Origin of the sequence: Trichococcus flocculiformis, assembly GCF_900113645.1 — a bacterium.
Lineage (GTDB): Bacteria > Bacillota > Bacilli > Lactobacillales > Aerococcaceae > Trichococcus > Trichococcus flocculiformis.
Genome location: NZ_FOQC01000011.1, coordinates 1 through 26,716, shown reverse-complemented (window position 1 = coordinate 26,716; position 26,716 = coordinate 1). Strand labels below are relative to the sequence as shown.

Sequence of the window (26,716 nt, the reverse complement as noted above, 5' to 3'; positions counted from 1 at the left end):
CTGACAGAACTATCCATTTGAGGAGTGATCGATATGGTGAAAACATTGATTCACAGCGGAAAAGTCGGACTGGAAGGTTTGAAATGGGAAGACCGTGCGGAACAGCCGGCTGGACCTTTCGAGATCAAAATAAAGGTCAAAGCGGCGGGACTGAATCATCGCGACCTTTTTGCCTTGAGCCAAGTCCATGAGAAGCATCCGGTTGTCATCGGATCGGATGCTGCCGGTGTCGTTGTGGCTGTCGGAGCAGAGGTGACACGTTTCAAAATCGGTGATGAAGTGATGCTTTATCCCGGCAGTGGTTGGCGCAAGAACAGCGATACGGCACCGGAAAATTTCACGATCCTCGGGAGTTCGGAGCAGGGGGCGATGGCGGAGGAAATCGTTGTTTCCGAAGAGAATGCTGTCCATAAACCGGCCCATCTGTCTTGGGAAGAAGCCGGCGTGTTGTCTCTGTCCGCTTTGACAGCTTACCGGGCTTTGTTCACAAAAGGCGGCGTATCGGAAGGCATGAAAGTTCTGATCCCAGGCATCGGCGGCGGAGTAGCCAACTATCTGCTGCAATTCGCCAAGGCAGCTGGAGCTATGGTGTACGTCACTTCCCGTTCCCAAGAAAAATTGGGAATGGCGCTGCAGCACGGAGCCGAAAAAGGCTTGCTGCACGATGAGGATTGGGTCGAAGCGATGGACGGCGGAAAAGTGGATGTCGTGATCGAATCGGTCGGAGCAGCCACTTTCGACAAATCGCTGGATGCGGTCCGCAGAGGCGGCACCATCGTGACTTTCGGCTCATCGACGGGCGATCTGGTCACCTTCGATCTGCGGAAATTCTTTTACGGACAATACACGCTGAAAGGTTCGACAATGGGCAGTTTTGAAGAATATGAAGCGATGATCCGTTTTGTTGAGGAACATGATCTCCATCCAGTGGTCGATGCCGTTTACCCGGCAGAGCAGTTCAAGGAGGCTTTCCAACGGCTGGAAAGTGCCGAACAGACAGGGAAAATCGCCCTGCAGATTGGCTGATCCGCAACAGCATCCTCCTGTTGGCGGGCGGAGCTTTGTATCTGATGATGAAATGAAAAAACATCCGTCAAATGCTTGCATTGCGCCGGCATTGCTTGTATAATCGGCTAGAAATCTATTTAAAGTAAGCTGAAAAGAATATCCAAAGTGAACTGCAGTCAAAGTGCTTTTCCTCCCGCTTGAACGAAGGGGAGGAGTGGGCGCTTTTTTTGTACGCTGAAATGACCGAGAAAGGATGAAAATGAATGATTACAAATGAATTTGATACCATCGCCGCCATTTCGACGCCGCCAGGAGAAGGGGCCATCGGAATCGTGCGTTTGAGCGGGGATCAGGCGATCCAGATCGCCGATGCCTTATACCGAGCCGGAACGAAGCATTTGGCTGACGTCGCCACGCACACCATCAATTACGGCCACCTTTATGATCCGCGCACAGGCGACATGATTGACGAGGTCATGGTGTCCGTCATGCACGGACCGAAGACATTCACCCGCGAAGATGTCGTGGAAATCAACTGCCACGGCGGTGTCGTGAGCGTCAACCGGATTCTGCAGACGATTCTCCAGAACGGCGCCCGCATGGCGGAGCCCGGGGAATTCACAAAGCGTGCTTTCCTGAACGGCCGAATCGATCTGTCGCAGGCCGAAGCGGTCATGGACTTGATCCGTGCTAAGACCGATCGTGCGATGAATGTGGCTCTACATCAGTTGGACGGCAAATTGTCCGGTATGATTCGGGATATCCGTCAGATCATCCTGAACACGTTGGCTGAGGTCGAAGTGAACATCGACTACCCGGAATACGATGACGTCGAGGAAGTGACGACAAAGCTCTTGAAAGAACGCACCATTGAAGTGCGCGGACACATCCAGCATCTGTTGGATACCGCCAAACAAGGAAAGATTCTGCGCGAAGGTCTTCAGACAGCCATCATCGGCCGGCCGAACGTAGGCAAATCCAGTCTGCTGAACCGCCTGTTGCGTGAAGAGAAAGCCATCGTGACGGACATCGCCGGCACTACCCGCGATACGATCGAGGAATACGTGAACGTCAGAGGCGTTCCTTTGAAACTGATCGACACAGCGGGCATCCGCGAAACAGAGGATGTCGTGGAAAAAATCGGCGTCGAGCGCAGCCGTAAAGCCTTGGCCGAAGCGGATCTGATTCTGCTGTTGATCAACCAAAATGAAGGGCTGACGGAAGAGGATAAGCAGCTTCTGGAAGACACGAAGGACATGAACCGCATCATCCTTATGAATAAAATGGATCTGGAAGCCAAGATGACAACCGGTGAGCTGGAACCTTGGAGCGATCCTGAAAGAATCATCGAAACATCGATGCTGAGCGAAACCGGCCTGGACCAACTGGAACAACAGATTACGAAGATGTTCTTCTCCGGGGAAACCGGCGAGAAGGATGCTACCTATGTATCAAATGTCCGCCACATCGCGCTCTTGAACGATGCGATGGATTCGCTGGATGAAGTGCTGAGCGGCATCGCATCAGGCATGCCGATCGACCTCGTCCAGATCGACTTCACCCGTTGCTGGGACCTGCTCGGAGAAATCACCGGTGACAGCGTCCAAGACGAACTCCTCACCCAACTCTTCACACAGTTCTGTTTAGGGAAATAACAGTGTGTGATGAATCCTGAGCTCAGAGTTTGAGCACTAACGAGGTTCAGGACTAAGCAGCCCGGTTTTGGCTGCGTGGGCCTGAAGAGCGTTAGGCGGAGAACTCTAGGATTCAGAACCGTTCTAAAAATGATACGATGAATTGCGTAATGAATGTTAGGAACAAATAGATAGCACAAACGAAAGGAATGGAAAAATGAACAGATTTGAAGCTGGAAGTTTTGATGTGATTGTTGTAGGAGCCGGACATGCCGGATCCGAAGCGGCGCTTGCCGCTGCGCGTATGGGATGCAGCACGATGCTGGTCACCATCGATTTGAACATGGTCGCCTTTATGCCCTGCAATCCATCCATCGGCGGACCTGCGAAAGGTGTCGTCGTAAGAGAAATTGATGCATTAGGCGGCGAGATGGGACGCAACATCGACAAAACCTATATCCAAATGCGCATGCTGAACACAGGGAAAGGCCCTGCCGTCCAAGCATTGCGCGCACAAGCGGATAAGGATGACTATGCCCATCATATGAAGCATACCATCGAAAAACAGGAGAACCTGCTGCTGAAGCAAGCCATCGTTGAGGAATTGATCGTGGAAGACGGTGAAGTCAAGGGTGTAGTGACGCATACAGGCGCCGTTTACCGCGCTGGGGCTGTCGTCATCACAGCCGGAACTTCTTCCCGAGGCAAAATCATCATCGGGGACTTGGCTTATTCATCCGGACCGAACAATTCGCAGCCATCCATCAAGCTGTCCGAAAATCTGCTTGATCTGGGATTTGAATTGGCGCGCTTCAAGACCGGCACGCCGCCGCGGGTGATGGCTTCGAGCATCGATTATTCCAAAACCGAGGAACAACCCGGTGACGCTGAGCCGAACCATTTCAGCTTCCTTTCCAAAGATGAAGACTATCTGAAGGATCAACTGTCCTGCTGGCTGACGTATACAAGCCCGGAAAGCCATGAAATCATCCGTGACAATCTCCACCGCGCGCCGATGTTCACGGGTATCGTGGAAGGCGTAGGGGCACGTTATTGCCCATCTATCGAAGACAAAATCGTCCGCTTCAGCGACAAACCGCGCCATCAGCTCTTCCTGGAGCCCGAAGGCCGCGAAAACGAAGAAGTCTATGTGCAAGGCTTGTCCACCTCATTGCCGGAAGATGTTCAGCTTGATCTGATCCGTTCCGTTCCGGGGATGGAAAATGCCCAAATGATGCGGACAGGCTATGCCATCGAATACGATGTCGTGAAACCGCATCAGCTGCGTCTTTCCTTGGAGACGAAACTGGTGAAGAATCTGTTCACTGCCGGTCAAACAAACGGTACGTCCGGTTATGAAGAAGCTGCCGGACAAGGCATCATCGCCGGCATCAATGCAGCACTGGCTGTGCAAGGCAAAGAACCTTTCATCCTGAAGCGCAGCGATGGCTATATCGGCGTCATGATCGATGATTTGGTCACAAAAGGGACGATGGAGCCTTATCGCTTGCTGACTTCGCGCGCTGAGTACCGTCTGTTGCTTCGCCATGATAACGCCGACTTCCGCTTGACCGAAATGAGCCGTGAAATCGGTTTGGTGACGGAAGAACGCTACGCCTCATTCCTTGAGAAAAAACAGGCTGTCGAAAAGGAAATCGCCCGCCTCGAAAGTACGCGCCTGAAACCGACTGAAGAGCTGCAGGCTTTCCTTGCGGAACAAAATTCCGCTCCGCTGAAGGATGGCATTCTGTTTGCGGATATTTTGAAGCGTCCAGAACTGAAATATGAAGGTCTGATCGCTTTTGCTCCGCTTGAAGAAGCTTTGCCGAAAGAGGTCATCAAGCAAGTAGAAGTGCAGATCAAATATGCCGGCTACATCAAGAAAGCAGTCGAAAAAGTGGACAAGCTGAGGAAGATGGAAGAAAAACGCATCCCTGTGAACATCGATTACGATGCAATCAACGGAATCGCCAATGAAGCCAAACAAAATCTGAAGAAGATCCAACCGGAAACAATTGCCCAAGCAAGCCGGATCAGCGGCGTCAATCCAGCCGATATTTCCGTATTGATGGTCTACGTGACCCAAGGGAAAATCGCCAAAGTTTCAGAGTAAAATTAAAGAAGCAGAACGCCTATTAATATGGGCGTTCTGCTTCTTTTTTTGCTCTAATCAAAAAAGATGGACTAGCCATTCTCTCTTTTTTGAATATGTTTTGTAATGAATAGGTAGTTGTAAAAAGCAAGACTGACCAGAATGATTAACATTAAAAAATATCCGTATCGAACTCCTGAAAAAAATGCTAATCCGTATATAACAGCAGGTGCCAACAAAAGTGCTGCCAGAAAGATGAGTTCCAGTTCCAACAAAATCAGGATGCTCAGGCCATTGGATTTGAGTGAAAAAACATAGGTAAAGATAATTAAAAAAATCAAAATCAACATCAGAAGATTATCCGAAAGGAAGCGAAAACCCGTTACAGGCAGAACCGTGAATGTTTCTGAATCTGGAACCAGAATCCAAGGCATAAACAGAGTGCTTAACAAAACTAAATACATAACGGAAATGACATTATTTTTAAGAAAATTCATTCCAATCAGCCCCTCATCTCTAAATTAGTCTACAAAGAAAGAAATATACTTCCACAATGCTTTTTTATTAGTGTGCTACCCGTTACTTCTAATGACTTGTGTTGATTGTATCACAATTATATTCATGTGAAATATATATGCTGATGTTTATTTGGTATATTTTTATGCAAAATAGTCTCATAACGGCGTTTACAGTTTTTTCCCCTCAATGAACTATCAAAAAAGTGAAATTGCCGCATAAAAAATTATAGTATAATGGAGCTTGAGCTTTAGAGGCGCAAACAGAGCAAGTGTCTTTGGGAGCCGAATCAACAAGGATAGGAGGCGCAGCAGATGCGTTACCATCATGAAATCATCGAACCGGATCCGGAACTCCCCGTTTTCTATATTTTTCACAACGAAAGAACGGATTCCGGTGTCCTTGCCCATTGGCACAAATCATTGGAAATAAGCTATACGATGTCCGGAAAGATCAGTGAATTCAAGATCGATGGGACCGTCCACGAAACGAATGCCGGAGACATCCTGGTCATCAATTCAAATGAAGTCCATTCCATCTGGGACGAGCATAATCAGACGAAAGCTTTGTCGCTCATTTTCCCGTATGCCTTCATCAAATCCGAGATACCCGATTACGACAACAAAAGCTTCCGCCTGACGAACCGGCTTGCCTATTCGGATCTGCAAAGAGAGAAGCTGGATGAACTGCGCAGCTTGCTGGACCGGTACTTTTTCGTTATGGAAAGCGATGGCGCAGATAAGGGGAGACTTTTGCTGAAAGGCATGCTGTACCAGATCCTTTTCCTTCTGGATACGTACTTTTCTGCCCCGAAAACGGATAAGAACAGAGGCAGCTCCTCGTTGCCGCTGATTTCCGCCATAACGGAACACATCGACGAGAATCTGGACAAAGATCTGGCGGTCGATAAATTGGCAGCGGCTTTCCATCTCTCTTATACGCATCTGTGCCGCTTGTTCAAAAAGGAAACCGGCAGCACGATCCACAGCCATATTGTCGAACAACGCCTCAACAAAGCCGTGAAACTGCTGATGTTCACCGACAAAAACATCCGTTACATTGTGGACGCCTGCGGTTTTCCGAATCAAAAATCCTTTTCGTCGGCCTTCAAAAACAAATACGGCATGACGCCAAAACGTTACCGGGATGAGAACAGGGCATAAACTGCCCATAATGATGGCACAAATCGCCCTTTTTTCTGCCGGAAATCCCCTAAAATAATAAGTAGAAAAAGCGCTACCCGTTTCAGCTATGGTTGATTTTTAACGAAATGAAACCGTTTTACGGCAGGGTGGGGTATTGCCTGTTTGGATGGAAAAAAGGATATGGAGGGATTAGGGAATGAGACGTAAGACATTCAGCACTATTTTTACATTAGGGATAACGGCAGGTTTGCTTGCCGGTTGCGGTTCCGGAGAATCGGTGGATCAACAGGATTCAGACCAGCAAGAAGGCGTGCAATCAGCCGATGCCTATGCTGGCGTCGTGAAGACCAGCATCTATGTGAAGGGATATGAAGGAGGACCGGGCGTACCGAAGCTCATCATCGAACTGGAGGATGCGGTCGACAGTGTCGATCCTAGCGGCTGGCAGGTCATGACGGCCGGATCGGAACGCACGGTGACGGACGTCTATACATCCGATGAAAACGGGAACCCGCAGGAGAATTCAAACTTCATCGCGATCGATATGGAGACCGGTTTTAATGATGAAACCTTCAGTGTGATCGGATCCCCGTTCACCTACAATACGACGACATCGATGAATGAGTGGTCTCCAGCTTATGAGGTCGCAATCGCTGCGCCTTCGATCACGATCAAGGACGAAACCTACTCTTTGAGCATCACGGAGAATGCCGTGAACAACCGCATCTCCCCGGATACGGATCTGTTTGCCGCCAGAGGGACTTTCAGCGGCAGCTACGTGAGTCCGTTGACGGACCAGGAAGAGGAAGTGACGCTGTCGACAGCTGCCTATGAACCGGAAGGACTTGCCGAAGGGGAAGCCAATCCGTTGGTTATTTGGCTGCACGGTCAAGGTGAAGGCGGAACAGATCCCGACATCGCGATCCTTGGGAATGAAGTTTCCGCGTTGGCAAAAGAGGAGATCCAGTCCTATTTCAAAACTGACGACGTGACCGGAGCTTACGTGTTGGCTGTCCAAGCGCCTACCTATTGGATGGACGAAGGGGACGGAACGAACGGCAACGGCAGCGGCATCTCCAGATACACCGAAATATTGATGGATACCATCAATGATTATGTAGCTGCGCATCCGGATGTCGATACCGATCGCATCTATTTGGGAGGCTGCTCGAACGGCGGCTACATGACCATGAATATGGTCATCCAATACCCGGAATATTTTGCTGCGGCTTATCCGGTCTGCGAGGCGTATGCTTATTATGAATACGAGCGCAACAGTGATGGTACGTATGTGAAAGCAAGCGAGGAAGCTACCGGTACTTCCGCTTTCTTGAAGACCGGGCGAGTTTGGTTCACGGAAGAAAAACTCCAGGCAATCAAAGACTTGCCGATTTGGTTTGTCCAATCAGCTGATGACCCGGTCGTCGTCCCTGCGAACTACTTGCTGCCGACTTACCAGGCACTTGTCCAGGCGGGAGCCGAAAACACTTGGGTTTCCTACTTCGAAACAGTTGAAGGAACGGATAGCCCCGGCACGACTTACATGGGTCACTTCTCCTGGATCTATCTCTTCAACAACCAGGTGACGGGCGTTCAGGACAAAGCGGCGATCGCGGCCTCGACTGACGCTGAAATATTCGGCTTCGAGCCAAGCAACGCTACCGGAGGGGGCACAGCTGCAGCGACAGTCGGTGAAACCACTTATACAAATATTTTCGAGTGGCTGAATGCGCAATCAAGATAAAAAGAATCAGCAAAAATGATTCTTGAGTAAGGCTGGCGCTTATGTTAAGATAGTTACAAAATTACATACGAAAAAGGGAGCTTGTGTCAGCAGGCTGAGAGGAAGTAATCAACTTCGACCGATTACCTGATTTGGATAATGCCAACGTAGGGAAATAACATTGAATGATTCTATTCAGCGGGAAATGCCTATCCGGACATTTCCCGCTTTTTTTTGTCGCAAAAAAACTATTTGGAGGTACCTCATGTTCAAAACGCTATTCGAAAATGTCCAGCAACAGTCTCCGCTGGTCCACTGCATCACCAATTACGTCACCGTCAATGATGTCGCCAATGTCCTGCTGGCTGCCGGTGGGTCGCCGATCATGGCGGATGCCCCCGAGGAAGTCGCGGACATCACAAGCATCTGCACCGCCCTGAATCTGAATATCGGCACCTTGAACAGCCGAGCCGTGGAGTCGATGCTGCTGGCAGGGCGCCAAGCCAATGCGCTCGCCCATCCCGTTGTTTTGGATCCGGTCGGTGCGGGAGCATCCCCTTTCAGGACTGAAACGACATTCAACTTGCTGGAAGACATTGCCTTCACCGTGATCAAAGGGAACATTTCGGAAATGAAAACGATCCATTCCGGCAGCGGCACGACGAAAGGCGTCGATGCAGACATCAGCGATGCCGTGACCGAGGAGACGCTCGAGGCAACGGTCGCTTTCGCCAAACGCTTGGCCGACCGCAATGAGGCGGTCATTGCGATCACCGGCGCAATCGATATCGTTGCGGACCGGGACAAAGCCTACATCATCCGCAACGGACATCCGCAGATGGCGAAGGTGTCCGGAACTGGGTGCATGCTGTCGGCATTGATCGCCGCCTATTGCGGAGCCAACCCGGAGCAGTTGCTGGATGCTACCGCGGCAGCGGTATGCCTGATGGGAGTCAGCGGCGAGCTGGCTTATGAAAGGATGATCCGCAATGCGGCAGGGACTTCATCCTATCGCAGCTACCTCATCGATGAAATCAGCAAGATGTCGGCCAAAAAATTGGAAGGAGGCGCTAAAATTGAGAATAGATAAGAACGATTTGCTGCTTTATGCGGTTACCGATCGCCAATGGCTGGGGGAAGCATCCTTGGCGGAACAGCTTGAAGAAGCCATCCAGGCGGGCGTTACTGTCGTGCAATTGCGCGAGAAGGAACTGGATTTTGATGCCTTTGTATCCCTTGGCAAGGAACTGCAGGCTGTGGCCAAACGCCACCGCATTCCCTTCATCATCAATGATGCGGTCGATGTGGCCTTGGCATTGGATGCGGACGGTGTACATGTGGGGCAGAGTGATATGCAGGCGGGAGATGTCCGCAGCCGGATCGGCGAGGGGAAAATCCTGGGTGTTTCTGCCCATTCCGTCGAAGAGGCGCTGGCGGCCGAACGGAACGGGGCCGATTATCTGGGCGTCGGTGCCATCTACGGTACAGCAACGAAGCCGGATGCCAATACGCTATCGATCGAGACGCTGCAGCAGATCTGCCAGGCGGTGAGCATACCCGTTGTGGGGATCGGAGGCATTGCTGAAGGGAATATCCCCAATCTGAATGGCAGCGGCATCGATGGGGTTGCCGTCGTATCCGCCATCTTTGCGCAGCCTGACATAACCGCGGCTGTGAAGCGACTGCGCCCGTTAGCTGAAGCGATGGTGCAGCCATGAAGCTGGAAGCAGCCATCTTCGATCTGGACGGGACGCTGCTGGATTCCATGCCGATTTGGCAAGGATTGGGAGAAAAGTATTTGCTTCAGAAAAAGCTGCAGCCGGCTCCTGGCTTGCAGGATGCCTTGAAGACGATGAGCCTCACGCAAGCTGCACAACATTTTCGTGCAGCATACGGATTGCATGAAACCGAAGCGACGATCCTTACGGAAATCGAGATGCTGATTGCGGATCTTTACCGTCATGAAGTCCCGCTTAAAGCCGGCGCCGCGGAATATCTGCAGACCTTGCAGGAGCAGAATGTGAAAATGTGCATCGCCACCGCGACCGAAAGAAATTTGGCCGAGAGCGCCTTGGAACGTTTGGGCATCCGGGAATATTTCAGCACTATCCTGACCAGCAGTGAAGTAAAGACGGGCAAAGACAATCCGCTCATTTATCAGCGGGCGTTCGAACATCTCGGGGCTCCCCTCACGAAGACCGTCATCTTTGAGGATGCCCTGCACGCCATCGAAACGGCAACGGCAGCCGGTTTTCGGGTAGTCGGCGTCTATGATGAGACGGCGGCACAGGATAGGGAGCGCATTGAAGCGTTGACGGAGCAGTACATCTATTCATTTTCGGATTGGAAAGGATGAGCAAAAACATGAAAACAGTATTGACGATCGCCGGGTCGGACAGCAGCGGCGGAGCAGGGATCCAAGCGGACCTGAAGACGATGATGGCGCATAAAGTCTATGGGATGAGCGTGATCACAGCGTTGACGGCGCAGAACACAACAGGCGTGGCCGGAATCATGGAAGTGACGCCTGAATTTGTGGCGCAACAGCTGGATTGCGTCTTCAAGGATATCCGGCCGGATGCGGTGAAGATCGGCATGGTGTCGAACGCCGCAATCATCAAAGTCATTGCGGAGAAGCTGATCGAATACAAAGCGGAAAATATCGTCGTGGACCCGGTCATGGTGGCCACAAGCGGCAGCAGCCTGATGCAGGACGATGCCAGCCAAGCTTTGCGGACGCTGCTGTTGCCGTGGGCTGATGTGATCACACCGAATGTGCCGGAAGGAGAGGTATTGAGCGGTGTCAAAATCGAGAGGAAGGCGGATATGCTGGCTGCGGCGGAGCGCATCGCTTCAGCAGCGGGGACCAGCGTGCTCCTGAAAGGCGGCCATCTCAAGGACAGCGCCGACGATCTGCTCTTTATGGACGGGAAAGTCAGTTGGTTCGAGTCGGAACGGATCGAAAACTCGAATACTCATGGCACCGGCTGTACGCTTTCCTCGGCCATCGCCGCGAATCTGGCTTTAGGTCACGGAATGGAAGCGAGCATCCGCCAAGCCAAAGCCTACATCACCGGCGCACTGCGTGACGGACTGGATCTGGGCAAGGGCAGCGGCCCACTCAATCATGCTTACCGCATCAACTAAAAAAGAAGGGCTCTCGAGTCATCAATTGAGAGCCCTTATTTTTTGAGTGCCGTTGGACGGATCTTTCACCGGAAGACATCAGTAACTTTTGACCTCAACTCCGGGGAAGACAGGCTCGCCGGAGAACGCACTAAAATGCAGAACGAACTCCGGCGAAGCCTACATTCGCCGGAGTTCGGATTTTCTTCTTATTGGAAAGTTAGCCAGTCTTTATGCTTTAGGTTTGCGGTTGTAGCCGCGTTCCCCGAAAGGTTGCTTTTCGATCAGCCATTTCTCCTCCAGTTGTTCCAAGGCTTTCTTCTCGTTGAAGGAAGGGTCCTCGCTCTTTTCAACCACTTCCAAAATTGTAAACGTGAAGGCATCCTGCCCGAAGTGGTTCCAATCGGCTTGGAGTTCCTTGTTGTTGTTCGCACCCATATTCAAAATATGTTTCATGCCATTCAAAGTCTTCAGGTTAGGGGTTTTGCCGATGAAAATCTTTTGATTTTCCGTATTCTGTACTTCGTAGATACCGGCTTCAACCGGGACCGCTTCAAATTGGCGCCGCAGTTCTTTTTTCTGTTCCATTTCGCTTCTAACTCCCTTTCTGGATTTACTCAAAAGCATACGTAAATTTTGATATTCCGTCAATTACCCCTGTCCACAGATGGAGACTACAACGGGTAAGCATTGGAGGTTCAAAATCAGTACGTTTATAATTATCTTTCCTCCTAATATTCGTGAATATCCGGTTTTATAGGATCAAAAATAGGTATTTCTTTCCAAATTCTAAATAAAACCTCATTATTCTGTCGTTTTTGTTTGCTATAATTTTGATTATAGTGAACATTCGGAATTTTTGAACTCCTGCGCCAAAAGTAGAGTACACTCTATTGTCCGCATCCGGTTCATATTTGCGATCGAAGGGAAGATGGAAGATGGGATTACTATTATTCGATTTTGACGGTACCTTGGCGGAAACATGCAAAATTAGCGAAATGGCTACAATGGATACATTTGAACATTTTGGCTATCCCGTTCCAACCCCTGAGCAACTGTGTGAGGATAGAGGAAAGCCCCATTTTGTGAAATTTATCGGCTACCTGAAGAAACATGCACTCTCTCCGGTCGAACTGGATAAGCTGATGGAAGTCTTTTGGGACAACTACGAAAAATATGAAAATATGCTGTTGGAACCATACGATTTATCGCGGGAGTCCTTAATGGAACTGAAAGGGAACGGACACCATCTGGGCGTGATTTCCAACAAAGCAACCAAAGCTTTGTTGCGCAGTCTTGCTGCAGTAGATCTGTTGGACCTGATGGAAGTGGTCATCGGATTGGAAAACATGGACCAGCACAAACCGAATCCCGAAGGCATCTTCACCGCTTGGGAGAAAATCCCGATGGCGAAAGAAGAAACCGTGATGATCGGTGATACCATTTATGATATGCAGATGGGGAAAATGGCAGGCGTAAAGACCGTCGGCATCACCTGGGGAGGGAGTTCCGCCCAAACCTTGCGCGCGGAAAATCCGGATCGCATCGCCAACTGTTTTGTGGAACTGGAAATCATCATCGCAAGCCTGCTTGATGCTTAAATAGATTGGAAAAAGCCGTTGTCCTTTATTCTGGACAGCGGCTTTAAAGTTGATTTAGCCCTTGTACAGACTGCACTTTCAGGATAAAGTAGAGAGGTAGAAAAACAGACGAAGCCAATGATGAAAGGAAACACCTATGAATCCAGAACAATTTGCCCAAGCCCTTGCCGAAAAGGGGATCCTTTTGAATGAAACGCAACTCGAACAATACGCAACTTATTTGCGCCTGTTGCGCGAGTGGAATGAGAAAATCAACCTGACCGCCATCACCGAGCCGGATGAAGTCTATCTGAAGCATTTCTATGACTCCATTTCGCTGGGCTTCCATATGGATTTTACCCAAGCGGAAGTCACCCTTTGTGATGTCGGCGCCGGTGCCGGTTTTCCGAGTATCCCGCTCAAAATTGCTTTCCCGAAATTGCAGGTGACGATCGTGGACTCGTTGAACAAACGGATCACTTTCCTGGAGACTTTGGTTTCCGAATTAGGTTTGACGGGGGTGTCCTGCTTTCATGACCGTGCGGAGACTTTCGGACAGAACAAGAAATTCCGTGCCCAATTTGATGTGGTGACGGCACGTGCGGTTGCGAGACTGAGTGTCTTGAGCGAACTGTGTCTGCCTTTGGTCAAAAAAGGTGGCACTTTCGTCGCGATGAAAGCAGCCAGCACGGAAGAAGAGCTTCGCGATGCAGAGCGCGCCATCGCAACACTGGGCGGCAAAATCGAAGAGGATATTTTCTTTGAACTGCCGAATGATGCAGGCGAACGCCATATCGTAAAAATCAAGAAAACGAAAGAAACACCCAAAACCTACCCGAGAAAAGCCGGGACACCGAATAAGAATCCGTTGTAAACCGGAAAAGGAACGGCCCGGCCACCTGTTGATCTGCAGGATGGCCGGGTCGTTTTTAGTGGGAAGGACGATCTTGAATTGATTTTCCCGCAGAGACTTTATCTATCCTATATTTTTCTGAACTTTTTTGTTACAATAGTCTGGTAAAGTTATAGCCTTTTTTATAAATAGACATATTGAGCGATAAATGATGATTCATTTTGAAGAAATGCGTAGGAGAAAAGGCGCAGGTATCGTTTTTTCTCTTTTTTTAGGCAAAAAAGTAGAACGGCGGCACAGTAGCTTCAAATGAAAGACAGAAAGCGGAGGAGAACAGATGGCACGGATTATTGCAGTCGCAAATCAGAAAGGCGGCGTCGGAAAAACGACGACCACCGTCAATTTAGCAGCGTCTTTGGCCTACTTAGGCAAAAAAGTGTTATTGATAGATAGTGATGCCCAAGGGAATGCCACCAGCGGACTCGGCATTTCAAAAGCAGATGTTGAAAAAGATATATATGATGTATTAGTGAACCAAGAGCCCATCGCGAACGTCATCAGAGAATCCTCACGGGAAAATTTATGGGTCGTACCGGCAACCATCCAATTGGCAGGCGCCGAAATCGAGTTGACGAATCAGCCGCATCGTGAAGCGCGCCTTTATGAGGCAGTGCAGTCATTGCGTGAGGAATACGACTTCATTTTTATTGATTGCCCGCCCTCACTGGGACATTTGACGATCAATGCCTTCACCGCCAGTGATTCGGTTTTGATTCCGGTTCAGTGCGAATACTATGCTTTGGAAGGGTTGAGTCAACTGTTGAACACCTTCCGCTTGGTTCAGAAGCATTTCAATAAGGATCTGAAATTGGAAGGGGTATTGTTGACGATGCTGGACGCTCGCACAAACCTCGGCTTTGAGGTCGTGGATGAGGTCAAAAAGTATTTCAAAGAGAAAGTATACAAGACAATCATTCCGCGCAATGTCCGTTTATCGGAAGCGCCAAGCTATGGACAATCAATCGTTGACTATGATATCCGTTCAAAAGGAGCGGAAGTTTATCTTGAGTTGGCAAAGGAAGTGTTAGCAGATGGCGAATAAAAACAGCAAAGGGCTAGGACGCGGCATCGACGCGCTCTTCAGCAACTTTGAAGATATCGAAAAAATCGATGAAAAGACAGAGAAGGTACAGGAGATCCCTTTAGATGAGATCCGTCCCAATCCTTATCAGCCACGAAAAACCTTTGATGATTCGACTTTGCGGGAATTAGCTGACTCGATCATGCTGAACGGTGTCATCCAGCCGGTCATCCTGCGCCAATCCAGTGTGAAGGGTTATGAAATCATTGCAGGCGAACGCCGCGTCCGCGCGTCCCGTTTGGCCGGCAAAACAACAATCCCGGCAATCGTCCGTGAATTTGACGAAACAGCCATGATCGAAGTCGCCATTCTGGAAAATCTGCAGCGGGAAGATTTGACTCCGCTGGAAGAGGCAGAAGGCTACCAAACCTTGATGAACAAGCTGAATCTTACGCAAGTGGATGTCGCCCAACGGTTAGGCAAGAGCCGCCCGTACATCGCCAACCATCTGCGCTTGTTGAATCTGCCTCAGGACGTCAAGGGGATGCTGCAAGAGGGATTGATCTCTATGGGGCAAGCCCGTACGCTTTTGGGTTTGAACGATGAATCGTTGATCAGCGAACTGGCAAAACGAGCTGCCGAAGAAGGCATCACGGTCCGACACTTGGAATTGTTGGTTCAACAATTGAATAATCCCGGTGATGTCGCCAAAAAGAAAAATAAAAAGAAAAAAGAAACGAAGCCGGTATACATCAAAGAGAGTGAAGAACGTTTGATGGACAAATTCGGGACATCCGTACAAATATCCAGTAAGGGTGAAAAAGGCAAAATCGAGATCGAATACCTTTCTCCAGCCGACCTGACCCGGATTTTGGATATCCTGCAAATTTCGCTGGACGATTAAGAATAGACGAAGACATCAGAAAGAGGTGCATTTGGCCTTGGTACAACAAGATTATGGATTGCATGATGTGGTCGAAATGAAAAAACCGCATCCTTGCAAAAGCAACTCATGGGAAATCATCCGAATGGGTATGGACATCCGCATCAAATGCCTGAAATGCGGGCAGATGGTCATGATGCCGCGCCGCGAATTCGAGAAAAAAATGAAAAAAGTACTGACTAAGGCAGAAGAAACTGTCGAATAGGTCTTTGAACGAACAAATGAAAAGCAATATAAGTGGAAAGAGTGTGAAGAAATGTCATTAACAGCAGGAATCGTAGGGTTACCGAACGTCGGGAAATCCACTTTATTCAACGCCATCACCAAAGCGGGAGTGGAAGCCGCAAACTATCCATTCGCAACGATCGACCCCAATGTTGGAGTAGTCGAAGTTCCCGATGAACGTTTGAATAAATTAACAGAATTAGTGAAACCTAAAAAAACCGTCCCGACAACTTTTGAATTTACGGATATCGCCGGCATCGTAAAAGGCGCCAGCAAAGGGGAAGGTTTGGGGAATAAATTTTTGGCCAACATCCGCCAAGTGGATGCTATCTGTCATGTTGTCCGTTGTTTCCAAGACGATAACATCACGCACGTAAGCGGTAAAGTGGATCCCTTGGATGACGTCGAAACCATCAACCTGGAACTGATTTTTGCCGACTTGGAGTCCATCGAGAAACGCTATACACGCATCAGCAAAATTGCCCGCACAAAAGACAAAGATGCTGTGCGCGAACTGGAAATCCTGGAAAAAATCAAGACGACTTTGGAAGAAGGCAAATCCGCGCGTACGATTGAATTCACACCCGAAGAAGAACCGCTTGTGAAGAGCTTATTCCTTTTGACGACAAAGCCTGTTCTGTATGTCGCAAACATCTCCGAAGAGGACGTAATAGCCGGCGGAGACAATGAAATGGTTCAAGCTGTCCGTGAATTTGCGGCAACAGAAGGCGCAGAGGTCGTTACCGTTTGCGCCCGTATCGAAGAAGAAGTGGCTGAACTGGATGACGAAGAAAAAGCTGAATTCCTGGCGGAGTTGGGCATCAAAGAATCCGGATTGGATCAACTAATCCGTAAAGCTTACACGTTGCTTGGCCTGGGAACATATTTTACGGCAGGCGAAAAAGAAGTTCGTGCCTGGACCTTCAGACTAGGGATGAAAACACCACAAACGGCAGGAATCATCCATACCGACTTTGAGCGCGGCTTCATTCGTGCCGAAACAGTTTCCTACGCTGACCTGTTGGCTTACGGCAGCATGCAAGCCGCCAAAGAAGCAGGGAAAGTCAGACTAGAAGGAAAAGACTACGTAGTCCAAGACGGCGACGTAATGGAATTCAGATTTAACGTATAAGAGTGTGATGAATCCTAAGCTCAGAGTTTGAGCACTAACGAGGTTCAGGACCAAGCAGCCTGGTCTTGGCTGAGTGGGCCTGAACAGCGTTAGGCGGAGAACTCTAGGATTCAGAACACGTTTAGGATGTGATGATTCGCGTTTAGATACCCGGACGTTGGAGCACCCAGCGAAGTGAACCTCTTTTGTTCACTACGCTGGGTGTGAAACGGGAGCGGTATCTGCGAATCAGAACTCAACTAAAGGATACGATGAAATGCGGGAGGGGATGAGCACTAAGAGGATATTACGAGAACGGCCGCAGTTTGGCCGTGACGTAATGTCAGCTTAGGCGGAATCCCCTGCATTTCAGAGTTCAACTAAAAGGATACGATGAAATGCGGGAGGGGATGAGCACTAAGAGGATATTACGAGAACGGCCGCAGTTTGGCCGTGACGTAATGTCAGCTTAGGCGGAATCCCCTGCATTTCAGAGTTCAACTAAAAGGATACGATGAATCCCGGGTAGAAACCGAGCACTAAGGGGCCAAGCACAAAGCGGACGCTTTTTGTCCGTGTGAGTTTGGCAACTTAGGCGGAGGTTTCTGGGATTCAGAGTTCAACTAAGAGCATGTGATGAATCTCTCTTTATTTCAGATTCAGGGATTCACAACACGTTTGACAAGGGTGCCGCATGTAATCAAGGGAGGATTTATCATTGGAAGAAACGAAGAGCGTTGCACAAATGAAGGTCGAAAACAAAGCCTTATGGCAGAGTTTGACAAAAAGAAATGAACAATACATGATGGGGCTGGACAGGACCTTGAGAGCTGCAAACCTGGAAGAGGAACGCAGAGAGGAAATCTACAATAAAATGATGCGGGAGTTGCTGGAAGCCCAAAAAACCGGTAAAACCGCCCGCCAATTATATGGCACAGTATCTGAGTGCGCCTCGAATATCCTGGTGAATCCGTCAGACAACGAAGTGAAAGTACGTTCGTCTGATTGGCTGATCGCTTTGGATGGCGGTTTATTGCTAGGGTCTCTTTTCGCGATGATTTCGGGGATTTCCTTGCTGACCAACAGTGGCGAAGATGTCATCGGAATGGGTCTGATCAGCTTGATTCTGAACTTTGTTGTGGGCGGTATCGCCATGCTCGTCATCTCTAAATACACGCCGAATCCAGACGCTCCAAAAGGCGAAAAAGGCTTTGGGAAATATATCTTTGCGACGACAGGTGCTATGCTGCTTTGGATGCTCATCATGACTGTTTCCATGATGCTTATTCCAGCAAGCATTAATATCGCGCTACCTGCGTGGATATACCTTGGAATCGCTGGGATAGGTTTTGCTGCAAAAGTATATTTGAAGAAAAAATATCATATCATGGGCGGCATATTGTAGCCCGTCAATTGGTGGAGGCCGAGATGCAAAGGAATACTTGTATCTCGGCTATTTTCGTATATTGATAGAGAAAAAAACTGAAAATGAATCAAAGGACATAACCGAACGCGTTAATTCCGAACGTTATGTCAGATTTAAATAAACAGCATTCGATAAAAAGCGCTGCTATATGAGAATTGTATGATAAAGGGGGCTTTGCGCTTGACGTGGGTTGTTGAGGGTGGTATTTTAGATGATAAAAAATCAGCATAAATAAAAAGGAGTGTTCATCGAAAATGTCAAATTGGGAAACAAAATTCGCTAGAGAAGGTTTTACTTTTGATGATGTATTATTAGTCCCGGCTGAAAGCCATGTATTACCTAACGATGTGGATTTATCGATTGATTTAGCTAAAAATTTACACTTGAATATTCCTATCATAAGCGCAAGTATGGACACAGTTACCGATTCGGCGATGGCAATCGCAATGGCCCGCCAAGGCGGGTTGGGCGTCATCCATAAAAACATGACCATCGAAGCGCAGGCTGAAGAAGTGCATAAAGTAAAACGTTCCGAAAGTGGCGTCATCATCGACCCATTCTTCCTGACCCCGGATCACTTGGTCTCTGAAGCAGAGAATCTCATGAGTAAATACCGTATCAGCGGTGTGCCTGTTGTCAATGATATGGAAGACCGCAAGTTGGTAGGGATTTTGACGAACCGCGATCTGCGATTCATTGCAGACTACCAAGTTCCGATCGGCGATGTGATGACAAAAGAACACTTGGTTACCGCTCCTGTAGGGACTTCTTTGAAGGATGCCGAATCCATCCTGCAAAAATATAAAATCGAAAAATTACCTCTAGTTGATGACAGTGGCCGTCTGGCTGGTCTGATCACAATCAAGGATATCGAAAAAGTAATTGAGTTTCCCAACTCCGCAAAAGATGCACACGGCCGTTTGATCGTTGCGGCTGCAGTAGGTGTGACAAGCGATACGTTCGAACGTGCCCAAGCCTTATTGGATGCCGGTGCAGATGCAATCGTCATCGACACAGCGCATGGCCATAGCGCCGGCGTTATCCGCAAAATTAAAGAAATCCGCGATCAGTTCCCTGACGCAACCTTGATTGCCGGAAATGTAGCGACTGCAGAAGGAACCCGCGCTTTGTTTGACGTCGGAGTCGATGTAGTCAAAGTCGGAATCGGACCGGGCTCGATTTGTACGACCCGTGTCGTAGCCGGTGTTGGTGTTCCGCAAATCACAGCCATCTATGATGCTGCAAGTGTGGCGAGAGAATACGGCAAAGCAATTATCGCTGACGGCGGAATCAAGTATTCGGGAGACATCGTCAAAGCGATGGCTGCCGGTGGACATGCCGTCATGTTGGGCAGTATGTTGGCTGGTACGGATGAGTCTCCGGGCGAATTCGAAATCTTCCAAGGCCGTCGTTTCAAGACATACCGTGGCATGGGCAGTCTGGCGGCAATGGAAAAAGGCTCCAGCGACCGCTACTTCCAAGGCGGGGTGAATGAAGCGAAGAAAATGGTTCCGGAAGGTATCGAAGGCCGTGTCGCTTATAAAGGGGCAGCCAGCGATATCATCTTCCAACTGCTCGGCGGTGTCCGTTCCGGTATGGGTTATGTTGGTGCCGGCAATCTGCAGGAGCTTCGCGAAAATGCACAATTCATCAAGATGTCCGGTGCCGGATTGATCGAATCCCATCCGCATGACATCCAAATCACTAAAGAAGCACCAAACTACTCCATCCATAGATAAACAGGCAAGAAACCAAAATGCCCGGGACACTGTTCTCGGGCGTTTTTTCTTATGTTCGCAGTTTGCTGGGGCTTTCTGATATAATTAAAATGGAATTTCTTTATGCTTCCTTAAGCAAAAATTTAGAACACTTTGGTACGATGGGGAAAAATACATATTTTGGGGAAAGGGTTGTCCGATATGAGTAAAATTTTGATCGTCGATGACGACAGGGAAATCGTGGATTTGTTGAGCATTTATTGCAAAAATGAAGGATACGATCCGATAAAAGCCTATGACGGCGTGGACGCTTTCCACAAGCTTGAGGAGAATGCGGATATCCAACTGATCATTTTGGATGTGATGATGCCGAAGAAGGATGGCATCTCGGTAGTGAGGGAGCTGCGGGAACAGAACAATCCGATCCCGATTCTGATGTTGAGCGCAAAATCCGCCGATATGGATAAAATCCAAGGGTTGACGACAGGTGCGGACGACTATGTTTCCAAGCCGTTCAATCCACTGGAAGTGATGGCTCGCATCAAATCGCTCTTGCGCAGGACCACTATGCAGGCAGATGCAGCAGAGGTGGATTCGATCGAAATAGGTCCGCTGATCATCAAGAAAGATTCCCATGAGGTAAAGACGCTGAACGGGAAAAGTATCCAGTTGACCGCGCTGGAATTTGGTATTTTGCACCTATTGGCAAGCCATCCGAATCGCGTCTTCAGTGCCGATGAAATTTTTGAACGTGTTTGGCAACAAGAGAGTATCGTATCGGCCAAGACCGTTATGGTGCATGTGAGTCATCTCCGCGATAAAATTGAAGAGGCTACAGGGGGCGAGAAGGTCATCCAGACCGTTTGGGGTGTAGGCTATAAGATCGGCGAATAAGCAAGCCTGTAGGCACATTGGCAAAAAAAAACAGCTGGGAGGCTGCAGCTTTGTTTAACAAGTTGAAAAAAAAAGAACTGAGTGAACTCGTTTTTGAAGGGGCGTTGACGCTGGGTATCGTCTATCTGCTCTACATCGGGATGGAGCTGATGTTCAACCGACTGGTCGCAAACCCTCCGATGATTTTGAGGGAAGTTCCCTCCTTGAGGCGATTCGTGGTGGTAGTCGATGCGTTCTTGACTATTTACGATGATGTTTTTCAATGGATAGCGGCCATTTTTGCGGCCATCTTCACTGGCTGGCGTTTGGTCAGGAGATACAAGCAGATGCAGTTGACGCATATCCTGGACGAACTGCATTACATCGCCGCGGGGAACTTTGACCATCGGATCGACGCAAACAATGCCGGAAGCTATGTTGATGTTGTGGACAGTATCAATACGCTCGTGGAAAGTACGGTCCAAGCGATGGAAGAGGAACGAAAGATTGAACAGTCGAAGGATGAGTTGATCACGAACGTCAGTCACGACATCCGTACTCCTTTGACATCCATCATCGGATACTTGGGATTGATAGAGGATAAGCAATTCACAAGTGAAGAGGATGCTTTGCGATATATCCATATCGCTTACACAAAAGCGCTGCAGATGAAGGTGCTTGTCGATGATCTCTTCGAATACACGAAAGTGCGACAACCGACGACACCGCTGTTGTTGAAGACAATCAACATCGGCAATTTTTTGGAGCAGATTGTCGCGGACTATGAGTTGGAGTCGCGCAAGCGCCATATGGAGATTGAGGTGATCATGAAAACGAGTCCGTTGATGATCGAAATGGATGTCGATAAAATGGCCCGTGTCTTCAACAATCTGATTTCCAATGCCCTGAAGTATGCGCATGGCGGCACGTGGGTTCACATCGAAGCCGAAAAGATAGGTTCCGAAGTGATTGTTTCCGTGAAGAACAATGGGGAGCACATCCCTGAAGAATCGCTGCAGGAGTTGTTCGGGCGTTTTTATAGGGTGGAAAATTCCCGTTCGAAGGAGACTGGGGGAACCGGGCTTGGATTGGCGATCGCCCAAAGCATCGTCACGCTCCATGGCGGATATATCTATGCGGAATCGGATGAGGCGGAAACCAAATTCGTGCTGCATCTCCCCTTGAAACAGACTCCGGTTGCCAAGGAATAAGGAACGTACGTTTTCTGTGTACGTTCCTTTTTTTGGTTGTCTTTTTATGCCATTTCCGCTAACATAGAAGGGTATATCAACCGAACGAAATGACTGATTGGAGATAACTACAAACAATGATAACTATAAAAAACAGAAAAATGATCATGGGAACAATTTCGGCGGCCTCGGTATTGGTGAACAGCTTGTTTGTTGCACCGGTTGCCTTGGCTGCTGAACAACCTTCTATCGATGCGAAAGCCGCTTTCGTGATAGAAGATGAAACAGATAAAGTGCTTATGAACCAAAATGGGGATGAGGCACTGGGCATCGCCTCAATGACAAAAATGCTGAGTATCTACTTGATACTCGAAGCCATCGAAGAAGGCAAATTGGCTTGGGACAAGCAAATCACCGTCAGCGATTACGTCTATGAAGTCAGCCAGAACTACAACTTTTCCAATGTGCCTTTGCGTCAGGACATCACGTATTCCGTGGAAGAACTTTATCAGTCCGCATTGATCTATTCCGCAAACGGATCGACGATCGCTTTAGCGGAAGCTTTGGCTGGTTCGGAGGCGAAGTTCGTTGATTTGATGAAGGCTCAGTTGGATGAGTGGGGCGTAGATAATTATGAACTTTATAATGCCACCGGCTTGTCGAACAGCGATATGCCGGAAGAGCATCTTTATCCGGGTGCATCGTCTGATGGCTACAACAAAATGACTGCGCGCGGGGTAGCGATGGTTGCGGATCATCTGATCGATGATTACCCTGAAGTTTTGGAAACGACTGCCGTGCCGGAGTTGGCTTTCCAAGCGGGAACATCCGATGAAATCATGATGCACAGCTACAACTTGATGTTGCCTGGCATGTTCTATTATCGTGAAGGTGTGGACGGTCTGAAGACCGGAACAACACTGGAGTCGGGTGCATCCTTTACTGGTACAGCCGTTCAGGATGATATGCGGATCATCACCGTGGTCATCGGTGCTGATGAGAGCACCAAGCGCTTTAAGGAAACGGGGCGCTTGATGGACTATGCCTTCTCAACCTTCGAGAAGACGACGGTAGCAACAAAAGGCGAGGCTGTTTCCACGCAAGAACCGATTACCGTGGCCAAAGGGAAGCAAACAGAGGTCGGGCTTGTCTACAACGAAGACCTGGTGACCGTTACCGAAAAAGGTGCGGAAGAGCTCGCGCTCACAACTGTTTTCACACCGGCGGAAGAGAGCCTGAATGAGGACGGCGAGATTGAAGCGCCTATCGAAAAAGGAACTGAAGTCGGGTCCGTCGCTGTGACGGTCGAAGGTGATGAGTTTGGTTATCTGGACGGCACGACCTCCGAGGATGTCAAAGTCGCAGTGGCAAGCAGCGTTGAAAAAGCCAATATATTTGTGCGCGGCGGTCGTGTTGTCGGAGACCTGTTCGGAAAAGCTTGGCAAACAGTATCCGATTTTGTCGGAGGGTTTTTTGACTGATCCTGAAGAGCTGAGGGTTTAACGGAAAACCGTCGCATTATTGACAGCACAGGGTTTGTTCAGTAAAATGAGGGTATCGAAGCTTAGACCAATTGAATAGAGAAAGCCATGCATGTGACCAGTAGATGATGTGAAGCGCCCCAGAGAGTCAGTGGTTCGGTGAGAACTGACCCTTCACCTGTTGAATCCCCACATGAAGCGAACAATGAAAACAAGAAATTGACTAAATTGTTCCGGATCCGTCCGTTAACGCAATGAAGCGCAGCCAGACCTGATCGGGACTGGCTGAAGTTGGGTGGTACCGCGAACGTTAAAGCCATTTCGTCCCAGATTATTCTAGGGATGGAGTGGCTATTTTTGTACAAATAATGAGGAGGAAAGCATATGTTGGATGTAAAATTTTTGAGGGATGGATTTGAAGATACTGCAGAGAAATTGGCTGCACGTGGCGTTAAAACGGAAGAGTTAGTGACATTCAAGGAATTGGATGCGCAACGACGGGAGAAAATCGTTGAGACGGAAAACCTGAAGCAATACCGCAATGGCGTTTCCCAGGAAATTGCGCAATTGAAACGCAACAAAGAGAATGCGGATGATAAGATTGCCGAAATGAAAGAAGTCGGCGACAAAATCAAAGCATTGGATGAAGAACTGAATGAAATCGAAGAGAAGACGACTTTCATCGCAACAAGATTGCCTAACTTGCCGCATGCCTCCGTTCCTGTCGGTGCAGATGAAGAGGATAACGTGGAAGTAAGAAGATGGGGGACGCCGCGCGCGTTCGATTTCGAACCAAAAGCCCACTATGATATCGCCGAGGCATTGGATATTCTGGACTTCGAACGCGGCGCTAAAGTGACCGGCAGCCGTTTCGTCTTCTATAAAGGCCTGGGAGCCCGCTTGGAGCGCGCTTGCTACAATTATATGCTGGATCTGCATACCGAAGAGCATGGCTATACGGAAATGATTCCGCCATACATGGCGAATGAAGCGTCCATGTTCGGTACGGGACAATTCCCTAAATTCAAAGAGGACGTTTTCCAATTGACGGATGAACGCAACTTTACGCTGATTCCTACGGCGGAAGTTCCTTTGACGAACTATTATCGCGATGAAATCATGAATGAAGCAGATTTGCCGGTCTATTTCACAGCGATGAGTCCGTCTTTCCGTTCTGAAGCCGGAAGCGCAGGACGCGACACAAGAGGACTGATCAGGATGCACCAGTTCCATAAAGTGGAGATGGTGAAATTCAGCAAACCGGAAACTTCCTATGAAGAGTTGGAAAAAATGACGGACGATGCTGAAGCGGTGCTGAGAGGCTTGAACTTGCCGCACCGTACGATCACGTTATGCACGGGCGACATGGGCTTCTCCGCAGCCAAAACGTATGATATAGAAGTCTGGATCCCGGCTCAAGATACCTACCGGGAAATCAGTTCTTGTTCAAATACCGAGGCATTCCAAGCCCGCCGCGCGAAAATCCGTTACCGTAACGAAGAAACAGGGAAACTGGAATTTGTGCACACGTTGAATGGCTCAGGGCTGGCTGTCGGCCGCACTGTAACTGCGATACTTGAAAATTACCAAAACGAAGACGGTTCCGTCACAATCCCTGATGCACTTGTGCCATATATGGGCGGCATCACAAAAATAACCAAAGAGAACGCAAGCAACAAACGCTGATCATAAGCAAGATATGCGCGTAAGCTTCTGGGTATATGATACAATCATTTCATACGTAAACGCATACGAAAGGAATGAGGATAGTGAGCGAATCAAAATTGGAAAAAGCTACTTTTGCTGGAGGCTGTTTTTGGTGCATGGTCAAGCCGTTCGACAGTCTACCAGGCATCGAATCAGTCGTTTCCGGGTACACGGGCGGACACACAGAAAACCCTACTTATGAAGAAGTGTGTTCCGGAACGACCGGGCATACGGAAGCTGTTCAAATCACATTTAACCCAGCTTTGTTCCCGTACAAAGACTTGGTGGAGGTCTACTGGCAGCAGACGGATCCAACTGATGCCATGGGTCAATTCGTAGATCGCGGCACTTCTTATCGTCCGGTAATTTTTTATCATACACCGGAACAAAAGGAGATAGCGGAAGCATCGAAACAAGCTTTACAGGACAGTGGGAAATTCACTAAGCCAATCGTGACTTCGATCGAACCGGCCCAACCGTTTTACGAAGCAGAAGAATATCATCAGGATTTCTACAAAAAAAGTAGCGCGCATTATCACGGATACCGTTCGCATTCAGGGCGAGATTCGTATATCGAATCACATTGGAAAAAGTAGAAAATGTGCCGAAACCATACTGAAAAGAAGGTCCATTCCGAAGAAATGACTTTGGAGTGAACCTTCTTTTTTGCTGCAAATGAATGTTTTATCCTATTGCAGAGATCTTTTGCCGTCATTATGCAATAAAAAAATATATTCAATCAAAAAAGACTTGCCAAAAAGCTCTGAAACAGGTAAGATTGTTATTCGTTGGCAGATCAAATGGACAACCGCAAAAGTATCCAAGGTCGTTGATGACAGTATGAACTTCCAGGCCAATTCATTAATAACATTTTTTAAAAAGTTGTTGACAAACTGGATGTGCAAGTGGTATTATATAGAAGTTGTCATGTGAGAGCGTGCGACACAATTAGACCTTTGAAAACTGAACAAAGAATGAACGAACCAAATGTGCAGGGAGCTTAGACTTCGGTCGAAGCAAACGAAGGCGATACATTGTATCGCAAACATAAAGTCAGTAAGAAATTTAGAGCTTTTCAGCTTTTCATGAGGGTTTCTGTACAAGAGCCCACATTACATGAGAGTTTGATCCTGGCTCAGGACGAACGCTGGCGGCGTGCCTAATACATGCAAGTCGAACGGTCTTTTCTATGGAAGCTTGCTTCCACTGAGAAGATAGTGGCGAACGGGTGAGTAACACGTGGGTAACCTGCCCATAAGAGGGGGATAACATCCGGAAACGGGT

24 protein-coding genes, 1 rRNA gene and 1 other annotated feature are annotated in these 26,716 nt (G+C 48.6%); of the genes, 23 read left to right on the top strand and 2 right to left on the bottom strand.

The window, feature by feature from the left end; translation table 11 throughout:
* Positions 1-33: 33 nt before the first annotated feature.
* The 3 genes from BMZ71_RS06185 to mnmG all read left to right on the top strand — a co-directional run bounded on the left by BMZ71_RS06185 (position 34) and on the right by mnmG (position 4,755).
* Positions 34-1,026 carry a zinc-binding dehydrogenase gene (locus BMZ71_RS06185; protein WP_245734395.1) on the top strand — a complete coding sequence of 331 codons (993 nt, stop codon included), beginning with the start codon at positions 34-36 and terminating at the stop codon, positions 1,024-1,026.
* Between the two features lie 245 nt (positions 1,027-1,271).
* On the top strand, positions 1,272-2,663 hold the full coding sequence (gene mnmE / locus BMZ71_RS06180) for a tRNA uridine-5-carboxymethylaminomethyl(34) synthesis GTPase MnmE (RefSeq protein WP_086988971.1): 1,392 nt from the start codon (positions 1,272-1,274) through the stop codon (positions 2,661-2,663).
* A gap of 196 nt (positions 2,664-2,859) precedes the next feature.
* Positions 2,860-4,755, top strand: a complete 1,896-nt coding sequence (gene mnmG, locus BMZ71_RS06175) for a tRNA uridine-5-carboxymethylaminomethyl(34) synthesis enzyme MnmG (protein ID WP_086988970.1) — start codon at positions 2,860-2,862, stop codon at positions 4,753-4,755.
* Positions 4,756-4,826: 71 nt separating this feature from the next.
* Here mnmG and BMZ71_RS06170 read toward each other — a convergent pair whose 3' ends face one another.
* The gene (locus tag BMZ71_RS06170; RefSeq protein WP_086988969.1) at positions 4,827-5,231 is read right to left on the bottom strand and encodes a hypothetical protein; all 405 of its coding nucleotides are present in this window, start codon (positions 5,229-5,231) and stop codon (positions 4,827-4,829) included.
* A 333-nt stretch (positions 5,232-5,564) separates the two neighbouring features.
* Between BMZ71_RS06170 and BMZ71_RS06165 the strand changes: the two genes are divergently transcribed.
* The 6 genes from BMZ71_RS06165 (at position 5,565) to thiD (ending at position 11,265) form a co-directional block, all read left to right on the top strand.
* A complete protein-coding gene (locus tag BMZ71_RS06165; protein ID WP_086988968.1) occupies positions 5,565-6,413 on the top strand; it encodes an AraC family transcriptional regulator in 849 nt (282 codons plus the stop codon).
* A 178-nt stretch (positions 6,414-6,591) separates the two neighbouring features.
* Complete coding sequence (locus BMZ71_RS06160; RefSeq protein ID WP_086988967.1) at positions 6,592-8,139, top strand: prolyl oligopeptidase family serine peptidase; 1,548 nt, start codon at positions 6,592-6,594, stop codon at positions 8,137-8,139.
* A gap of 244 nt (positions 8,140-8,383) precedes the next feature.
* A complete protein-coding gene (gene thiM, locus BMZ71_RS06155; RefSeq protein ID WP_086988966.1) occupies positions 8,384-9,208 on the top strand; it encodes a hydroxyethylthiazole kinase in 825 nt (274 codons plus the stop codon).
* Complete coding sequence (thiE, locus tag BMZ71_RS06150) at positions 9,195-9,836, top strand: thiamine phosphate synthase (RefSeq protein ID WP_086988965.1); 642 nt, start codon at positions 9,195-9,197, stop codon at positions 9,834-9,836. Before thiM ends, thiE begins: the two co-directional genes overlap by 14 nt.
* Positions 9,833-10,474: an HAD family hydrolase gene (locus BMZ71_RS06145; RefSeq protein ID WP_086988964.1), complete on the top strand. Its 642-nt coding sequence runs from the start codon at positions 9,833-9,835 to the stop codon at positions 10,472-10,474. The genes thiE and BMZ71_RS06145 overlap by 4 nt, the downstream gene beginning before the upstream one ends.
* A gap of 8 nt (positions 10,475-10,482) precedes the next feature.
* Positions 10,483-11,265, top strand: a complete 783-nt coding sequence (gene thiD, locus BMZ71_RS06140) for a bifunctional hydroxymethylpyrimidine kinase/phosphomethylpyrimidine kinase (protein WP_086988963.1) — start codon at positions 10,483-10,485, stop codon at positions 11,263-11,265.
* A gap of 210 nt (positions 11,266-11,475) precedes the next feature.
* Here the strand turns inward: thiD and BMZ71_RS06135 are convergent, their stop codons facing one another.
* Entirely contained in the window at positions 11,476-11,832 is a 357-nt protein-coding gene (locus BMZ71_RS06135) for a GIY-YIG nuclease family protein (RefSeq protein ID WP_086988962.1), read from the bottom strand.
* A 350-nt stretch (positions 11,833-12,182) separates the two neighbouring features.
* Between BMZ71_RS06135 and BMZ71_RS06130 the strand changes: the two genes are divergently transcribed.
* From BMZ71_RS06130 to BMZ71_RS06060, 14 genes are all read left to right on the top strand, one after another.
* Positions 12,183-12,845: an HAD family hydrolase gene (locus BMZ71_RS06130; protein ID WP_086988961.1), complete on the top strand. Its 663-nt coding sequence runs from the start codon at positions 12,183-12,185 to the stop codon at positions 12,843-12,845.
* Between the two features lie 136 nt (positions 12,846-12,981).
* On the top strand, positions 12,982-13,698 hold the full coding sequence (rsmG, locus tag BMZ71_RS06125) for a 16S rRNA (guanine(527)-N(7))-methyltransferase RsmG (protein WP_086988960.1): 717 nt from the start codon (positions 12,982-12,984) through the stop codon (positions 13,696-13,698).
* A 316-nt stretch (positions 13,699-14,014) separates the two neighbouring features.
* Positions 14,015-14,779, top strand: coding sequence for a ParA family protein (locus tag BMZ71_RS06120; RefSeq protein ID WP_068562095.1), 765 nt, complete (start codon positions 14,015-14,017; stop codon positions 14,777-14,779).
* Positions 14,769-15,662, top strand: coding sequence for a ParB/RepB/Spo0J family partition protein (locus tag BMZ71_RS06115; RefSeq protein ID WP_086988959.1), 894 nt, complete (start codon positions 14,769-14,771; stop codon positions 15,660-15,662). Before BMZ71_RS06120 ends, BMZ71_RS06115 begins: the two co-directional genes overlap by 11 nt.
* A gap of 37 nt (positions 15,663-15,699) precedes the next feature.
* Complete coding sequence (locus tag BMZ71_RS06110) at positions 15,700-15,906, top strand: DUF951 domain-containing protein (RefSeq protein ID WP_086988996.1); 207 nt, start codon at positions 15,700-15,702, stop codon at positions 15,904-15,906.
* A gap of 51 nt (positions 15,907-15,957) precedes the next feature.
* The gene (gene ychF, locus BMZ71_RS06105) at positions 15,958-17,058 is read left to right on the top strand and encodes a redox-regulated ATPase YchF (RefSeq protein ID WP_086988958.1); all 1,101 of its coding nucleotides are present in this window, start codon (positions 15,958-15,960) and stop codon (positions 17,056-17,058) included.
* A 697-nt stretch (positions 17,059-17,755) separates the two neighbouring features.
* Positions 17,756-18,442: a DUF1129 domain-containing protein gene (locus BMZ71_RS06100; RefSeq protein ID WP_083546513.1), complete on the top strand. Its 687-nt coding sequence runs from the start codon at positions 17,756-17,758 to the stop codon at positions 18,440-18,442.
* Positions 18,443-18,717: 275 nt separating this feature from the next.
* The gene (gene guaB, locus BMZ71_RS06095; RefSeq protein WP_068562091.1) at positions 18,718-20,202 is read left to right on the top strand and encodes an IMP dehydrogenase; all 1,485 of its coding nucleotides are present in this window, start codon (positions 18,718-18,720) and stop codon (positions 20,200-20,202) included.
* A 180-nt stretch (positions 20,203-20,382) separates the two neighbouring features.
* On the top strand, positions 20,383-21,075 hold the full coding sequence (locus BMZ71_RS06090; RefSeq protein WP_068562090.1) for a response regulator transcription factor: 693 nt from the start codon (positions 20,383-20,385) through the stop codon (positions 21,073-21,075).
* Positions 21,076-21,125: 50 nt separating this feature from the next.
* Positions 21,126-22,265: a sensor histidine kinase gene (locus BMZ71_RS06085; RefSeq protein ID WP_245734394.1), complete on the top strand. Its 1,140-nt coding sequence runs from the start codon at positions 21,126-21,128 to the stop codon at positions 22,263-22,265.
* A 116-nt stretch (positions 22,266-22,381) separates the two neighbouring features.
* Positions 22,382-23,725, top strand: a complete 1,344-nt coding sequence (locus BMZ71_RS06080) for a serine hydrolase (RefSeq protein ID WP_086988957.1) — start codon at positions 22,382-22,384, stop codon at positions 23,723-23,725.
* 99 nt (positions 23,726-23,824) lie between these two features.
* Positions 23,825-24,057, top strand: a binding site (T-box leader).
* Between the two features lie 52 nt (positions 24,058-24,109).
* Positions 24,110-25,411, top strand: coding sequence for a serine--tRNA ligase (serS, locus tag BMZ71_RS06075; RefSeq protein ID WP_068562088.1), 1,302 nt, complete (start codon positions 24,110-24,112; stop codon positions 25,409-25,411).
* Between the two features lie 83 nt (positions 25,412-25,494).
* Positions 25,495-26,028 (top strand): peptide-methionine (S)-S-oxide reductase MsrA, encoded by a 534-nt coding sequence (msrA, locus tag BMZ71_RS06070; RefSeq protein WP_086988956.1) that lies wholly within the window; start codon positions 25,495-25,497, stop codon positions 26,026-26,028.
* 516 nt (positions 26,029-26,544) lie between these two features.
* A 16S ribosomal RNA gene (locus tag BMZ71_RS06060) occupies positions 26,545-26,716 on the top strand; the annotation flags it as partial.

Excerpts from the sequence above, each read along its gene's own strand:
- BMZ71_RS06185 (WP_245734395.1), top strand. The coding sequence starts at position 34 with ATGGTGAAAACATTGATTCACAGCGGAAAAGTCGGACTGGAAGGTTTG.
- mnmE (WP_086988971.1), top strand. The coding sequence starts at position 1,272 with ATGATTACAAATGAATTTGATACCATCGCCGCCATTTCGACGCCGCCA.
- mnmG (WP_086988970.1), top strand. The coding sequence starts at position 2,860 with ATGAACAGATTTGAAGCTGGAAGTTTTGATGTGATTGTTGTAGGAGCC.
- BMZ71_RS06170 (WP_086988969.1), bottom strand. The coding sequence starts at position 5,231 with ATGAATTTTCTTAAAAATAATGTCATTTCCGTTATGTATTTAGTTTTG.
- BMZ71_RS06165 (WP_086988968.1), top strand. The coding sequence starts at position 5,565 with ATGCGTTACCATCATGAAATCATCGAACCGGATCCGGAACTCCCCGTT.
- BMZ71_RS06160 (WP_086988967.1), top strand. The coding sequence starts at position 6,592 with ATGAGACGTAAGACATTCAGCACTATTTTTACATTAGGGATAACGGCA.
- thiM (WP_086988966.1), top strand. The coding sequence starts at position 8,384 with ATGTTCAAAACGCTATTCGAAAATGTCCAGCAACAGTCTCCGCTGGTC.
- BMZ71_RS06145 (WP_086988964.1), top strand. The coding sequence starts at position 9,833 with ATGAAGCTGGAAGCAGCCATCTTCGATCTGGACGGGACGCTGCTGGAT.
- thiD (WP_086988963.1), top strand. The coding sequence starts at position 10,483 with ATGAAAACAGTATTGACGATCGCCGGGTCGGACAGCAGCGGCGGAGCA.
- BMZ71_RS06135 (WP_086988962.1), bottom strand. The coding sequence starts at position 11,832 with ATGGAACAGAAAAAAGAACTGCGGCGCCAATTTGAAGCGGTCCCGGTT.
- BMZ71_RS06130 (WP_086988961.1), top strand. The coding sequence starts at position 12,183 with ATGGGATTACTATTATTCGATTTTGACGGTACCTTGGCGGAAACATGC.
- rsmG (WP_086988960.1), top strand. The coding sequence starts at position 12,982 with ATGAATCCAGAACAATTTGCCCAAGCCCTTGCCGAAAAGGGGATCCTT.
- BMZ71_RS06120 (WP_068562095.1), top strand. The coding sequence starts at position 14,015 with ATGGCACGGATTATTGCAGTCGCAAATCAGAAAGGCGGCGTCGGAAAA.
- BMZ71_RS06115 (WP_086988959.1), top strand. The coding sequence starts at position 14,769 with ATGGCGAATAAAAACAGCAAAGGGCTAGGACGCGGCATCGACGCGCTC.
- ychF (WP_086988958.1), top strand. The coding sequence starts at position 15,958 with ATGTCATTAACAGCAGGAATCGTAGGGTTACCGAACGTCGGGAAATCC.
- guaB (WP_068562091.1), top strand. The coding sequence starts at position 18,718 with ATGTCAAATTGGGAAACAAAATTCGCTAGAGAAGGTTTTACTTTTGAT.
- BMZ71_RS06090 (WP_068562090.1), top strand. The coding sequence starts at position 20,383 with ATGAGTAAAATTTTGATCGTCGATGACGACAGGGAAATCGTGGATTTG.
- BMZ71_RS06080 (WP_086988957.1), top strand. The coding sequence starts at position 22,382 with ATGATAACTATAAAAAACAGAAAAATGATCATGGGAACAATTTCGGCG.
- serS (WP_068562088.1), top strand. The coding sequence starts at position 24,110 with ATGTTGGATGTAAAATTTTTGAGGGATGGATTTGAAGATACTGCAGAG.